General features: G+C 60.5%; 12 protein-coding genes. 4 read left to right on the top strand and 8 right to left on the bottom strand.

Annotated elements, in window-relative coordinates; genetic code table 11:
* Window positions 1-9: 9 nt before the first annotated feature.
* On the top strand, window positions 10-1,797 hold the full coding sequence (locus tag HZ99_RS17855) for a KinB sensor domain-containing domain (RefSeq protein ID WP_038444858.1): 1,788 nt from the start codon (window positions 10-12) through the stop codon (window positions 1,795-1,797).
* A gap of 141 nt (window positions 1,798-1,938) precedes the next feature.
* Here HZ99_RS17855 and HZ99_RS17850 read toward each other — a convergent pair whose 3' ends face one another.
* The 6 genes from HZ99_RS17850 to HZ99_RS17825 form a co-directional block, all read right to left on the bottom strand.
* Window positions 1,939-2,715: an N-acetylmuramoyl-L-alanine amidase gene (locus HZ99_RS17850; protein ID WP_038444856.1), complete on the bottom strand. Its 777-nt coding sequence runs from the start codon at window positions 2,713-2,715 to the stop codon at window positions 1,939-1,941.
* 89 nt (window positions 2,716-2,804) lie between these two features.
* Window positions 2,805-4,880, bottom strand: a complete 2,076-nt coding sequence (locus tag HZ99_RS17845) for a sensor domain-containing diguanylate cyclase (protein WP_038444854.1) — start codon at window positions 4,878-4,880, stop codon at window positions 2,805-2,807.
* Entirely contained in the window at window positions 4,877-5,755 is an 879-nt protein-coding gene (locus tag HZ99_RS17840; protein WP_038444852.1) for an endonuclease/exonuclease/phosphatase family protein, read from the bottom strand. Before HZ99_RS17840 ends, HZ99_RS17845 begins: the two co-directional genes overlap by 4 nt.
* Before the next feature lie 10 nt (window positions 5,756-5,765).
* Window positions 5,766-6,401: a thiol:disulfide interchange protein DsbA gene (dsbA, locus tag HZ99_RS17835; protein ID WP_038444850.1), complete on the bottom strand. Its 636-nt coding sequence runs from the start codon at window positions 6,399-6,401 to the stop codon at window positions 5,766-5,768.
* Between the two features lie 200 nt (window positions 6,402-6,601).
* Entirely contained in the window at window positions 6,602-7,216 is a 615-nt protein-coding gene (locus HZ99_RS17830; RefSeq protein ID WP_038444848.1) for a c-type cytochrome, read from the bottom strand.
* Window positions 7,217-7,262: 46 nt separating this feature from the next.
* A complete protein-coding gene (locus tag HZ99_RS17825) occupies window positions 7,263-7,553 on the bottom strand; it encodes a c-type cytochrome (RefSeq protein ID WP_038444846.1) in 291 nt (96 codons plus the stop codon).
* Window positions 7,554-7,745: 192 nt separating this feature from the next.
* Here HZ99_RS17825 and yihA point away from each other — a divergent pair, with 192 nt between their 5' ends.
* Window positions 7,746-8,387 (top strand): ribosome biogenesis GTP-binding protein YihA/YsxC, encoded by a 642-nt coding sequence (gene yihA / locus HZ99_RS17820; RefSeq protein ID WP_038444845.1) that lies wholly within the window; start codon window positions 7,746-7,748, stop codon window positions 8,385-8,387.
* 267 nt (window positions 8,388-8,654) lie between these two features.
* On the opposite strand, the gene polA is transcribed toward yihA, so the two are convergent.
* The gene (polA, locus tag HZ99_RS17815) at window positions 8,655-11,456 is read right to left on the bottom strand and encodes a DNA polymerase I (RefSeq protein ID WP_038444843.1); all 2,802 of its coding nucleotides are present in this window, start codon (window positions 11,454-11,456) and stop codon (window positions 8,655-8,657) included.
* A 74-nt stretch (window positions 11,457-11,530) separates the two neighbouring features.
* On the opposite strand from polA, the gene HZ99_RS17810 reads away from it, so the two are divergent.
* Both HZ99_RS17810 and HZ99_RS17805 read left to right on the top strand, forming a co-directional pair.
* Entirely contained in the window at window positions 11,531-11,821 is a 291-nt protein-coding gene (locus HZ99_RS17810; protein WP_017528747.1) for a DUF2782 domain-containing protein, read from the top strand.
* Between the two features lie 56 nt (window positions 11,822-11,877).
* Window positions 11,878-12,831, top strand: a complete 954-nt coding sequence (locus HZ99_RS17805) for a homoserine kinase (protein WP_038444839.1) — start codon at window positions 11,878-11,880, stop codon at window positions 12,829-12,831.
* A gap of 107 nt (window positions 12,832-12,938) precedes the next feature.
* Here HZ99_RS17805 and HZ99_RS17800 read toward each other — a convergent pair whose 3' ends face one another.
* The gene (locus tag HZ99_RS17800) at window positions 12,939-13,868 is read right to left on the bottom strand and encodes a zinc ABC transporter substrate-binding protein (RefSeq protein ID WP_038444837.1); all 930 of its coding nucleotides are present in this window, start codon (window positions 13,866-13,868) and stop codon (window positions 12,939-12,941) included.
* Window positions 13,869-13,915 lie beyond the last annotated feature (47 nt).

Here is a 13,915-nt window from a genome sequence, read left to right as displayed (position 1 = left end):
CTGCACCTTATGAAGCTGGCGATGAAACTGCGCACGCGACTGTTCCTGAGCATTTCTGCGCTGATCACCGTGGCCCTGCTCGGGTTGCTGCTGGGCCTGGTGAGCGTCATGCAAATGGCCAAGACCCAGGAATCCCTGATCCGCAGCAACTTCATTACCCTGGACCTGGGGCTCAAGCTGCGCCAGACCCTGGGCGACCAGTTGATATTGATGCTCAACGACACGCCGGATCCGGTCGCCCTGGAGTCGTCCAAACGACAGTATTTCAAGCTGCTGGACCAAGGCATCGCCCATGAAATGAGCGTCGCCAGGGCTGGAGGCTTCACCCAGGCCAAGGCTGATTACCTGACGTTCCTGGAAGCCTTCGAAGAAAATGAAAGTGCGCCGCCTTCCCTGCGCAATAACGAAAAACTCACCTCCAGTTTCAACGTGTTGCGCAACGGGCTGATCAGCGAGCACAAAAAAGCGCTGGACAACATCAACGACACCGAAAGCCAGTCTCGCGAGCGTGCCCTGTGGATTGCCGGCCTGCTCGGGCTGGTAGGCCTGGCGGTACTGATCATTGGCTTCATCACCGCCCATGGCATTGCCCGGCGCTTTGGCGGGCCGATCGAAGCCTTGGCCAAGGCTGCCGACAAAATCGGCCAAGGCAATTTTGATGTCACCCTGCCGATTTCTTCAGCGGCAGAAATGAACCAACTGACCCGGCGCTTTGGCATCATGGCCGAAGCCTTGCGCCAGCATCAGGCGACGAATGTCGACGAATTGCTCGCCGGCCAGCAACGCTTGCAGGCCGTGCTCGACAGCATCGACGACGGTTTGCTGATGATCGACCGCCAAGGGCGCCTGGAACACCTCAACCCAGTCGCCCAGCGCCAGTTGGGCTGGGACGACAGCCGTCTGGGACAGGAGCTGGGAGAAGCGCTGCAACGCCCTGAACTGGATGAGCAACTGCATCTGGTGCTGCGCGGCGGCACCCTGGAACGCGCACCCGACGACCTGGAAGTGGAAGTCGAGGGCGAATCGCGCCTGCTGACCTACAGCATGACGCCCGTCAGCCACCACGAGGGGCATATCCTCGGCGCCGTGATGGTGTTGCATGACGTTACCGAGCAGCGCGCCTTCGAACGGGTGCGCAGCGAGTTCGTGCTGCGCGCCTCCCATGAACTGCGTACGCCAGTCACGGGCATGCACATGGCGTTCGGCCTGTTCCAGGAGCGGGCGAAATTCCCTCCTGAGTCGCGCGAAGCCGACCTGTTGAATACAGTCAACGAAGAAATGCAGCGCTTGATGCAACTGATCAATGACTTGCTGAACTTCTCCCGTTACCAGAATGGCCTGCAGAAACTCACCCTGGCGCCTTGCGACATCAACGACCTGCTTGAACATGCCCGCGCACGCTTTGCCGAACTGGCAAATGCGCAAAACATCGAGCTGGTGGTAGAAGCACAAGAACAGCTGCCCAGGCTGCATGCCGACCGGGCGCAATTGGAACGGGTCCTGGACAATCTGTTGGGCAATGCCCTGCGTCACACCAGCGACGGCGGGCAGATACGCCTGCAAGCACGTCGCCATGGCGAACGCCTGATCATCAGCGTCGAGGACAACGGCGAAGGCATCGCCTACGGTCAGCAGGGCCGGATTTTCGAGCCGTTCGTCCAGGTTGGTCGCAAGAAAGGCGGGGCTGGGCTGGGGCTGGCACTGTGCAAGGAGATCGTACAGTTGCACGGGGGCCGCATGGGGGTCTATTCCCGGCCAGGGCAGGGCACGCAGTTCTATATGGCGTTGCCGCTGTAAGCGGTCAGTCAAACACACGGCGAAGATCAAGGGTGGACGCTGGCTTGCCTGCGATAGCGGTGTGTCGGTCATTCATTGCAGTGACTGAAAAATCGCTATCGCTGGCAAGCCAGCTCCTACAAGAATTGCGTGCTTAGCCGCTCAGCGGTGATTCAATACCCGCAGGATCGCGGCACTTTGCGCATCCGGCGTGCCGTCGAACAGTGCTGGCCGGAAGCGCATCTGGAACGCAGCCAGCACGCGCCGTGTCGCCACATCCAGTTCGCCCGTCTGCGGCGTGGCATAACCCAAGCGTGCCAGCTCTTCCTGGAACCAGGTAATGCTCGGCAGTTGCCTGGTGTACTCGACCTGATAGCGCGCAACCGCCTGAGCCTCGGGCCAGATCCCCAAACCTTCATCCGCCAGGCGCTTCCACGGGAACAACGGGCCTGGATCGAGCTTGCGACCGGGAGCGATATCGCTATGGCCGATAATGAACTTCGGGTTGATCCTGTTGCGCTGGCTGATGTCCTTGAGCAAGGTCACCAGGGACTGGATCTGCGCTTCGGAGTACGGATACCAGACACGCCCGGTAGGTGTATCGCGGTAGCCCGGATTGACGATCTCGATACCAATGGAACTGGAATTGAGCCAGGTACGCCCCATCCACTCGCTTGCCCCGGCATGCCAGGAACGCTTGTCTTCATCTACCAGCTTATAGATGGTCGCACGGGCATCGTCGCCAATCAGGTAGTGGCTGCTGACCTGGCCCTTGGTCAATAGCGCCAGCGAGCCTTGGAGGTTGGTCGCGGTGTAGTGCAGGACGACGAACTGCACACGATTATCGAAGTTCACCGACGGGTGGCTGGTATCCAGCCGCGGGCCACTTGCACAGCCGACGAGTGTGAGGGACAGAAGAGCAACAACTAGAAATTTCATGGCAACCGACAGTACGTTAAAGACAATAATGCAACAGTGTAACGTACCGTTTGCCGTTCAGCGGCAGGCTTACAAAATGGAACAACTTTTCAGGCCGCCTGCACCTGATTGCGTCCCGCCGCCTTGGCCCGATACAAGGCTTCGTCAGCGCGCTTGAGGGCCAGGTCACTGCGCTCGCCGGGCTGGAACTGCGCCATGCCGATGGACATGGTGATGGTCACGCGCTCGCCCTTGAAGTGAAACGGGCATGCCTCGATGGCCGCCCGCAGTCGCTCGCCGAGTTCCAGCGCATCGCCCAACGCCGAATCCGGCATCAGCAGCACAAACTCCTCACCGCCAAAGCGTGCGATAAAATCAGTCGGCCGCAGGCGCTTGCTCAACACATTGGCGATGATTTTCAGCACCTTGTCGCCCGCCAGATGGCCGTAGCTGTCGTTGATACGCTTGAAATGATCAAGGTCCAGCATCGCCAGTGACAGGCTGTTGCCCTGTTGGTGCCAGGCATTGACCTCATACTCCAGGCGCTCGTTCCAGGCCGCACGATTGGGCAAGCCGGTGAGTGGGTCGATCAACGCTTTCTGGCGCTGGACCTCAAGGTGGTCACGATAGCCCTGGGCCTCCTGCTCCATGCTCGCCACCCGCTCAGCCAACCCCTGCAGCCGTGCGGCGACTTCATGTTCGCGCTGGTCACGCTGTTTCTGGTGCTCGTCCATGGCCCCCAACAGGCCCTCAAGGTGACTCTCCAGCACTTGCTTGAGGTCATCGAGATCGGCGGCTTCCTGGACACTGCTTTGCAAGCCATCCATCTGCTCACGGATGTGCGTATCCATCTCGCGCGCGGCGCTGCGACTGTCGGCATGCCCATCGCTGGCCGCCTGCAGATTGCTCTGGAAGGCTTCCAGCCGCTCGTTGAGACGCTTGAGGTAGGCTTCGAACTCATGCTGGCCGCTGTCAGTGATGGCCAGCATCAATACCGCCAGGTCATCGAGGATCGGCAGCAACTCGTACCAATTCAGTCCGTGGGCCAGGCGCTCGCGCATGGCTTCGGCCTGGGGCCGGTGATGCTCGGGCAGGTCGAGATCACCCAGCAGGCCGAGCAGGGTGCCTTCAATATGTTTGGCGACCGAACTGTAGGACGGCTCGGGAGAATCGGGCAGGGCGTATAGCTCCTCGCCATCCAGCGCGTCAGGATCAACTTCAACCGACTCATCCTCCAGCACCGGCGGCAACGACAGGCTGCCGATCACCGTAGGCTGCGGCGCTTCTGGCTGGGCCTGAGGTGCTGCGGGTATCGCTGCAAGCACGCGCTCAGGCTGCGGGGCAGCAATGACTTCGACTGGTTGGCGTTGTTCTAGCGTTTCGATGGCCGCGACAGGTATCTCGACGGGCACCAACCGGGCCATCGGTGCCTGCTGCGGTGTTGCCAAGCGCTCCTCGACATCGATTCGGGGCGCAACGCTCACCGCCACAGGCGCAGCCTCAGGTACCGGCTGCTGCGGGGCCTGGGCTTGTGGTGCAAAGGCACGCAGCGCCTGGGCCAGCTCGGGAGCCTCCTCAACCACCTGGGCGGTTGGGCTGGATTCTACCGTTGGGGTTTGCCGGGTGGCCGGGGAAACAGCGGGTTCACCCTCTGTGTCCGCCTCCTTCGCGCCAAACAGACGTTGCAGCAAGCCCGGGCGAGCGGGTTCGTTATCCGACTCAAGATTGCTCAGCGCCTGCCCTTGAAGCCCGCTCAACTCACTGAGCAGCAGGGGAATCTCCCGCGCCTGGCCAACACGGCTGTCCAACTGCTTGGCAAAGTTCTTCAGCGGGCGGCTGACTTCCCGGGGTAACGGCAGCGCCTGCAATTGCGCGACCAGCGCGGTCAGGGCCGTGCTGATTTGATCAACCCGCGTCTCACGGCGCTGCTCGGAGTCCAGCACGGCCTTTTCCAGGCGCGGCAACAAGGCAGCGAGCGCAGCGTCCATGTCATCGCTACGCACCACATCTCGCATCTCTTTCATGCATTGGTCGACAGCCCGGTCCGTGCCCTCGGCCGCCAGGGTGCTGCGCACCAAGCCACGGCGCAGCAAGTCGAGGCGCGCAGCCCAACGGCGCTCGAGCTTTTCTTGTTGCTCGATGCTTAACAGGTATTTTTCTTTCCAGCGCTGGGCTTCGTCGCTCATGCAAGGGGTCCGCGAGGGCCGGGGCTCAACGCGGGTAATGCATCAACCGTGAGCGAACCCGGCAGACGAATCTCTACCGCGACCGGCAGGTGATCGGAAATGGGTTGCGCCAGCACCTGCACGCTTTCCAGCGTCAGGGTCGGGCTTAGCAGGATGTGATCAAGACAGCGTTGCGGGCGCCAGCTGGGGAAAGTGGCTTCGACCTGTGGCGCCAGCAGCCCAAGGTCGCGCAACGGAGAATTTTCCAACAGATCACTGGCGTGGGTGTTCATGTCCCCCATCAGCACCTGGTGTTTGTAATCGCCAATCAGCTCACGGATGTAGGCCAACTGCAGGGTGCGAGTACGCGCCCCCAGCGCCAGGTGCATCATGACCACTATCAGCGCCTCAGGCCCCTCGCCAAAACGCACGAGAATCGCCCCGCGTCCTTTCGGACCCGGCAGTGGATGGTCTTCGATCACCGAGGGTTTCAAACGGCTGAGCACGCCATTGCTGTGCTGGCCCAGCCGTCCGAGGTTGCGATTGAGTTGTTGGTACCAGTAGGGAAAAGCCCCCAATTGCGCCAGGTGTTCGACCTGGTTGACGTAGCCCGAACGCAGGCTGCCGCCATCGGCCTCCTGCAGGGCCACCAAATCGAAGTCGCCCAGCAAGTCGCCAATCTTCTGCAGGTTGCCGGCCCGCCCGTTGTGGGGCAGCAGATGCTGCCAGCCACGGGTCAGGTAGTGACGGTACTTCTCGGTACTGATGCCGACCTGAATATTGAAGCTCAGCAAGCGCAGCCGGCTGTCCCCCGGCAGGCCGGTGGACGCGAGATGGTGTTCGTTGACCTGCGGATCATGCAGGCCAACCACTCGTTCGGTACCCCAGCGACGCATGGCGAGCCCCTTACTTGGCTGCGCGCTCTTTGGCGATCAACTGGTCGGCAACATTGAGGGTCGCTTCAGGGCCGCCGGTGGAGCCCAGGTCAAAGCGGTACTTGCCGTTGACAATCAGGGTGGGAACGCCTTGCACGCCGTACTTCTGCGCCAGTTCCTTGGCCTGCTTGATCTGGCCCTGGATGGCGAAGGAGTTGAAGGTCGCCAGGAACTTGTCCTTGTCCACGCCTTGGGTGGCGAGGAAGTCGGCCATTTGATCAGGCTTGGTCAGCGGCTTGCGATCCTTCTGGATAGCTTCGAACACGGCATTGTGGACTTTATGCTCCACACCCATGGCTTCCAGAGTCAGGAACATCTGGCCGTGGGCATCCCACGGGCCGCCGAACATGGCAGGAATGCGCTTGAAGTTCACGTCCGAAGGCAGCTTCTCGGCCCAAGGGTTGATGGTTGGTTCAAAGGAATAGCAATGCGGGCAGCCATACCAGAACAGCTCTACGACTTCGATCTTGCCCGGCACGGAAACCGGCACAGGGTTGGCCAATTCAACATAGGTCTTGCCCGCTTCAAGCGGCACATCGGCGGCTTGGGCGGTCATGCCGAACAGGCTGGCAGTGACGAGAGCGGCGCTGAGGATCAGATTACGCATGCTTTACTCCTGGACAAATAAAGTCGCCTCGCGCGACCTTTTTTATGACAGGTCTGCACGGGCATGAGTTCGTTAGTGTAACGGTAGCGGCCACAAAAAAGGGCAGCCCGAGCCACCCTTTTTATGCTTGCATCGACAGATTAATCGAGCGTTAACGTTACGCAAGGTATAGGCCCTGGCAACGTCAGGTCATCCAGGCCTTACTTATGCAGGCCCTGGATGTAGCTGGCCACCGCTGCAATGTCTTCATCACTCAGCTTGCGCGCGATGGTGCGCATGGTCATGGCGTCGCCATCGTTGGCGCGACCGGCTTCTTCCTTGCGGAAATCCGTCAGTTGCTTGGCGATGTACTGGGCGTGCTGGCCACCCAGGTGCGGGAAGCCTGCCGCGGCGTTGCCCGAACCATCCGGGGAGTGGCAGCCGGTACAGGCCGGCAGGCCTTTTTCGAGGTTGCCACCACGGAACAACGCTTCGCCACGTTCGACGATTTTTGGATCCGCCGCACCCACGCTACCTGCCTGGCTGGCGAAGTAGGCCGCGATATCCGCCAGGTCCTGATCGCTGAGGTTGGCCAGCATGCCGGTCATTTCCAGTACCGTTCGCTTGCCATCCTTGATGTCGTGCAACTGCTTGGTCAGGTACCTCTCACCCTGGCCCGCCAATTTTGGGAAGTTGGGCGCCGGGCTGTTGCCATCCGGTCCATGGCAGGCACCACATACGGCGACCTTGTCCTTGCCCGCAGTAGCGTCACCTGCAGCATGGGCAACACCAGTGATGCCCAAGGTCAACAGCAGACTCACGATCAATTTGTTCATCAGCTAATCCAATTACGGCTAAAGGTTATAGAGTTATGGACCGGGTCTACTCGCTCATCAAAAGAATGATGGCCTGGTAATCCTCGGCACGGCATTCCATGCACAAACCACGCGGCGGCATCGCCTTGAAACCCTGGGTCACGTGCTGCACCAGCGTATCCATGCCTTGCGCCAGCCTCGGCGCCCAGGCTGCCCGGTCACCCCGCTTGGGGGCCGTTGGCAACTGCCCGGCATGGCAAGCCGCGCAAACGCGGTTGTACACAGCTTCCGGATCCTGTGTAGCCTGCGCACTGTAAAGTGGTACCAGGACACCGACAGCTAGCAGCCACTTGGTCATACGTCGACCTTTTCAGGGTTTGGAAGCGTTTTGCGTTCTAATGCGCAATAAAGGTCTATCGCTCCCGTGAACTTCATCCTTCGCTGGGACAAAGCACACACAAAATCTGCGGCATTATATACTGGCGCTACTGAAACGGGAACGACACTACTTGCCGCACCCATTCCCGGCACCGCCCACATCGGAAATCCCATGCAACTCAAGAACCCCATCCTCGGTCTGTGCCAACAGTCCACCTTCATGCTCAGCGCCGCCAAAGTCGACCAATGCCCCGACGACGAAGGCTTTGAAGTCGCCTTTGCCGGGCGCTCCAACGCCGGCAAGTCCAGCGCACTCAACACCCTGACCCATGCCAGCCTGGCTCGCACCTCGAAAACCCCGGGCCGCACACAGCTCCTCAACTTCTTCAAGCTAGACGATGATCGGCGTCTGGTCGACCTGCCGGGCTACGGTTACGCGAAAGTGCCTATCCCATTGAAGCTGCACTGGCAGCGTCACCTGGAAGCCTATCTGGGTGGCCGCGAAAGCTTGAAAGGCCTGATCCTGATGATGGATATCCGTCATCCAATGACCGATTTCGATCTGTTGATGCTCGATTGGGCCGTCGCCAGTGGCATGCCGATGCATATCCTGCTGACCAAGGCTGACAAACTGACCTACGGCGCCGCCAAGAACACGTTGCTCAAAGTGCAGGCCGAAATCCGTAAGGGCTGGGGGGATGCAATCACCATCCAGCTGTTCTCGGCGCCCAAGCGCATGGGCCTGGAAGACGCCTATACCGTGCTGGCAGGCTGGATGGAGCTGGCGGACAAAGGCGCCGAAGTCGCCGAGTAACTTTTCTGCGGGCAAAAAAAACCCCGGACTTCGTATGGGGAGGGGAAGTTCGGGGTCCAAGTTCCGGACCGCTAGGGCGGGGTCCAGATATCTGCCAACACTTAACACAACATAGGAGCATTGAAGGGCTTCACCACCCATTCAGTAACTCTGAGTGACGTTTCATGGGTTAAGTTCCGGCGCCCGGGAAAACTATTGGAAATAACCCTCGGCCGTTTTCGATCTATAGGCATTGCTACGACGTCATGCCGCAGCAATGCCCTGTGATCAGTGCGCTTCGTCCCAGTTATCGCCCACCCCAACCTCAACCAACAGCGGCACATCCAGTTTCGCAGCACCGCTCATGTGCTCACGAATCTTTTCGCTGACCTGCGCCACCAGGTCTTCGCGGACCTCGACCACCAATTCATCGTGCACCTGCAGGATGACCTTGGCGTCCAGCCCCGACTCTGTCAGCCAATTGTCGACCTTGACCATCGCTTTCTTGATGATATCGGCGGCAGTACCCTGCATCGGCGCGTTGATCGCAGTACGTTCTGCGCCCGCACGCTCCTGGGGTTTGTTGGAGTGGATGTCCGGCAGATACAGGCGGCGCCCGAACAATGTTTCCACATAGCCCTGGTCAGAAGCCTGGGCACGGGTGCGTTCCATGTACTCGCGCACGCCTGGGTAGCGGGCGAAGTACACATCGATATAGGCCTTGGCGGTCTTGGTATCGACACCAATATCCTTGCCCAGCTTCTGCGCGCCCATGCCGTAGATCAGACCGAAGTTGATCGCCTTGGCACTGCGCCGCTGGTCAGACGTGACCTCACCCAGCTCGACCTTGAACACCTCGGCCGCCGTGGCCGTATGCACATCCAGGTTGTCGCGGAAGGCGTTGAGCAAGCCTTCGTCTTTGGACAGGTGCGCCATGATCCGCAGCTCGATCTGCGAATAGTCCGCTGCCAGCAGTTTATAGCCCTTGGGCGCAACGAATGCCTGGCGGATCCGCCGGCCTTCGGCAGTGCGCACGGGGATGTTCTGCAGGTTCGGATCACTGGACGACAAACGCCCGGTGGCCGCCACGGCCTGGTGATAAGAGGTATGAATGCGCCCGGTACGTGGGTTGATCTGCTCGGGCAAACGGTCGGTGTAGGTGCTTTTGAGCTTGCTCATGCTGCGGTACTGCATCAGCACCTTGGGCAGCGGGTAGTCATCTTCGGCCAGTTTGGCCAGCACTTCTTCGGCGGTGGAGGCCTGCCCCTTGCCGGTCTTCTTCAACACCGGCAGCCCGAGTTTCTCGTAGAGGATCGCTCCCAACTGCTTGGGCGAGCCCAGGTTGAACTCCTCGCCGGCGATCTCGTACGCCTGGCGCTCCAGTTCCACCATCTTGTTGCCCAGTTCGATGCTCTGCACGCCCAGCAACGCAGCGTCCACCAGGGCTCCCTGGCGCTCGATCCGTGCCAGCACCGGCACCAATGGCATCTCGATATCCGTCAGCACACTGGCCAGGCTCGGCAGGGCGCTGAGTTGTTCGTACAGAGCCAAGTGCAGACGCAGGGTCACATCGGCGTCTTCGGCGGCATAGGGGCCGGCCTGTTCCAGGGCAATCTGGTCGAAGGTCAGTTGTTTGGCGCCCTTGCCAGCAATGTCCTGGAAGCTGACGGTGTCATGCTCCAGGTACTTCTTCGCCAGGCTGTCCATGTCGTGGCGGGTCGCAGTGGAGTTCAGCACGTAGGATTCGAGCATGGTGTCGAAGGCGATGCCGCGCACTGTGATGCCGTGTGCCGGGTCGCCGCCAATCGCACAATTGGCCAGGATATTCATGTCGAACTTGGCGTGCTGGCCAACCTTGAGCTTTTGCGGGTCTTCCAACAGCGGCTTCAAGGCCAACAGCACCGTATCGCGGTCCAACTGCTCGGGCACGCCGATGTAGGAATGGGTCAGCGGGATGTAGGCCGCTTCATTGGCCTGCACAGCAAACGAAACCCCCACCAGTTGCGCCTGCTGGGCATCGACACCAGTGGTTTCGGTATCGAAGGCAAACAGCTTCGCGTCATTGAGTTTCTTCAACCACACATCAAAACGGGCCTGGTCGAGGATGGTTTCGTACTGCGCTTCAGCCGGGGCCACGGGCTGTTCGGCTTCAGGCGCAACCGCGGCCTGGGCCGGTGCCGCGTCGGCAACCGCTTTCAGCTCGACCCGCTTGGCATCGCGCTGAATCTCATCGATCCAGCTCTTGAATTCCAACAGGGTGTACAGCTCAAGCAACTTCTCGCGGTCCGGCTCGATCAGGTGCAAGTCTTCCAGGCCAACATCCAGTGGCACGTCGACCTTGATGGTCGCCAACTGGTAGGACAGGAACGCCATCTCTTTGTGTTCTGCGAGCTTGGCCGGCAAGGTCTTGGCCCCACGGATCGGCAAGCTCGGGACAATATCGAGTTGCTCATAAAGCTCTTTCAGGCCGCCGTTCACACCCACCAACAGGCCCGAAGCAGTCTTAGGACCGATACCTGGAACGCCTGGGATGTTGTCGGAGGAGTCGCCCATCAGCGCCAGATAGTCGATGATCTGCTCGGGAGCGACACCAAATTTCTCCTTTACGCCGTCCACATCCATGGCGCTACCGGTCATGGTGTTGACCAAGGTAATGTGCCCGTCGACCAACTGCGCCATGTCCTTGTCGCCGGTGGAGATCACCACCGGGCGGTTGGCGGCCGCACTGCTGCGGGCCAGGGTGCCGATCACGTCGTCCGCTTCGACGCCTTCGACGCACAGCAGCGGGAAGCCCAGGGCGATCACGCTCTGGTGCAGAGGCTCGATCTGCACGCGCATGTCGTCGGGCATGCTCGGGCGGTTGGCCTTGTATTCGGCGTACATGTCATCGCGAAATGTCCCGCCCTTGGCGTCGAACACCACCGCGAACGGGCTGTCCGGGTATTGCTTGCGCAGGCTTTTGAGCATGTTCAACACGCCCTTGACCGCACCGGTCGGCAGGCCTTTGGAGGTGGTCAGCGGCGGCAGCGCGTGGAAGGCGCGGTACAGATATGAAGAACCGTCCACCAGGACGAGGGGGGCTTGGCTCATGAGCAGGATCAACCTTTTCGGCGGGTCAGGCGCTAGAATAGCCGGACCAATGACAACAAAGGGACAAGGTTATCATGCGTACATTCAATCGCCTGCTGTTGACCGGCTTGATTGCACTCGCTCCGATGGCTGCCATGGCGGCAGACGACGCTCCCTCGGGGGATCCGGAAGTCACCATTCGCACGGAAGGCGACAAAACCATCCAGGAATACCGCCAAAATGGCTTCCTGTATGCAATCAAGGTAACCCCGAAAGGCGCGCCGCCTTACTTTCTGGTGCGTGCAGACGGAACCGACGCGAACTTCATCCGCTCGGACCAGCCGGATATGCTGATCCCGTCATGGAAGATCTTCGAATGGAAATGATTTCTTAATTTTAATCGGCGCTGCGGCCCGCGGCGCCCGTACTGGCAGTTTTAACCATGTCTGTGTTCACCCCCCTGGCTCGGCCCGAGCTGGAAACCTTTCTCGCCCCTTACGGGCTCGGCCGCCTGCTCGATTTCCAGGGGATTGCCGCTGGTAGCGAAAACACCAACTTCTTTATCAGCCTGGAACAGGGCGAATTTGTCCTGACCCTGGTTGAACGCGGCCCCGTGGACGAAATGCCGTTCTTCATCGAACTGCTGGACGTACTCCACGACGCCGACCTGCCCGTGCCTTACGCCCTGCGCACCACCGACGGCGTGGCCCTGCGCGAATTGGCGGGCAAGCCGGCGCTGCTGCAACCGCGCCTGGCGGGCAAGCACATCAAGGACGCCAACGCCCAGCATTGCGTACAAGTGGGTGAGCTACTCGCTCATCTGCACCTGGCCACCCAGGGCGACAAGGTGCTGGAACGCAAGACCGATCGCGGGCTGGACTGGATGCTCGACGAAGGTGCACAGTTGATCTCACACCTCGACGCAGAACAACAGAGCCTGCTGCAAGCGGCCCTGAATGAAATCCAGCAACACAAGGTACACATCCTCACGCTGCCCCGCGCCAACATCCATGCCGACCTGTTTCGCGACAACGCGATGTTTGAAGGCACCCACCTGACTGGGTTGATCGACTTCTACAACGCGTGTTCCGGGCCGATGCTGTACGACGTGGCGATTGCCCTGAATGACTGGTGCTCGGACGATGCCGGCGTGATCGACGGCCACCGCGCGCGGGCGCTGCTGGGCGCCTATGCCGCACTGCGACCGTTCAGCACCAGGGAAGCTGAACTGTGGCCGACAATGTTGCGCGTGGCGTGTGTGCGGTTCTGGCTGTCACGGCTGATTGCGGCAGAGTCGTTTGCCGGGCAGGACGTGTTGATTCACGACCCACGGGAACTCCAGCAGCGGCTGGAGCAGCGCCAGCAGGTTGCGATCCAGTTGCCGCTCGCCCTCTAAATGTGGGAGCGGGCTTGCTCGCGAATGCGGTGTGTCAGTCACCCGCTACTTGGCTGACACACCGCATTCGCGAGCAAGCCCGCTCCCACATTGGGTTGGCGCTGTGCCTACAGTGATTCCAGGCACCCTGCCAAATCATTGCCCAGCTTCTCCAGCAACTGCTCATAGCCTTGAGCGGTCGCCGGGGTGTAGCCGCCCAACGCATCCAGTTCCGCCAGTTTCACCGGCAGGCCCGCCACCAGGGTCTCGGCCAGGCGCGGGCGCAATGGCGGCTCGCTGAACACACAGGTCTTGCCCACTTCCTGCAGGCGCGTGCGCATTGCCGCCACATGCTGGGCGCCGGGTTGTACTTCGGCGGCCACACTGAACACGCCTGTGTGCTTGAGGCCATAGGCATCTTCAAAGTAATCAAAGGCTTCGTGGAACACGAAGTAAGGCTTGCCGGCGATACCCGCCAGGCGCGCCTTCAAACGCAGGTCCAAGGCATCCAGGCGCGCGACGAAGGCTTGCAGGTTTTCCTTGTAGCGCCCTGCATTGGCTGGGTCCGCGGCGCTCAAGTCCGCCGCCATTTTGCTGGCGATCACCTGCGCATTCAGCGGCGACAGCCACAAGTGGGCGTCCAGGCTGCCAGGGCGGTGATCGTGATCATGCTCGTCGGCTTCTTCGCCATGGGAGTGATTATCTTCGGCGAAGTGCCGCAATTTCAGGCCCGGCAGGTCCTGCACTGCAACGGTCGGCAAACGGCGGCCCTTGAGAACCCGGGGCAGGAAGCCCTCCATGTCCGGGCCGATCCAATACAACAGATCCACCGATTGCACACGCCGTACGTCGGAAGGGCGCAGCGCATAGTTATGCGGCGAAGCTCCCGGCGGCAGTAAAACCTCTGGAACCGCCACGCCGTCCTGCACAGCGGCAGCAATCAACTGCAACGGTTTGATGCTGGTCAGCACCCGAACCTCAGCCTGAGCGGCACCGGCGACGAACAAACTGGTGACAAATACGACAAAAACAGGAAAAAGTCGGGACACGATGAGCACTCAAGGCGGCAGGAACGAGTAACATAATAACGTCTCTCACAAATATC

The organism is Pseudomonas fluorescens, assembly GCF_000730425.1.
GTDB classification, from domain to species: Bacteria; Pseudomonadota; Gammaproteobacteria; order Pseudomonadales; family Pseudomonadaceae; genus Aquipseudomonas; species Aquipseudomonas fluorescens_X.
This window is presented reverse-complemented; position numbering and strand designations above follow the sequence as displayed.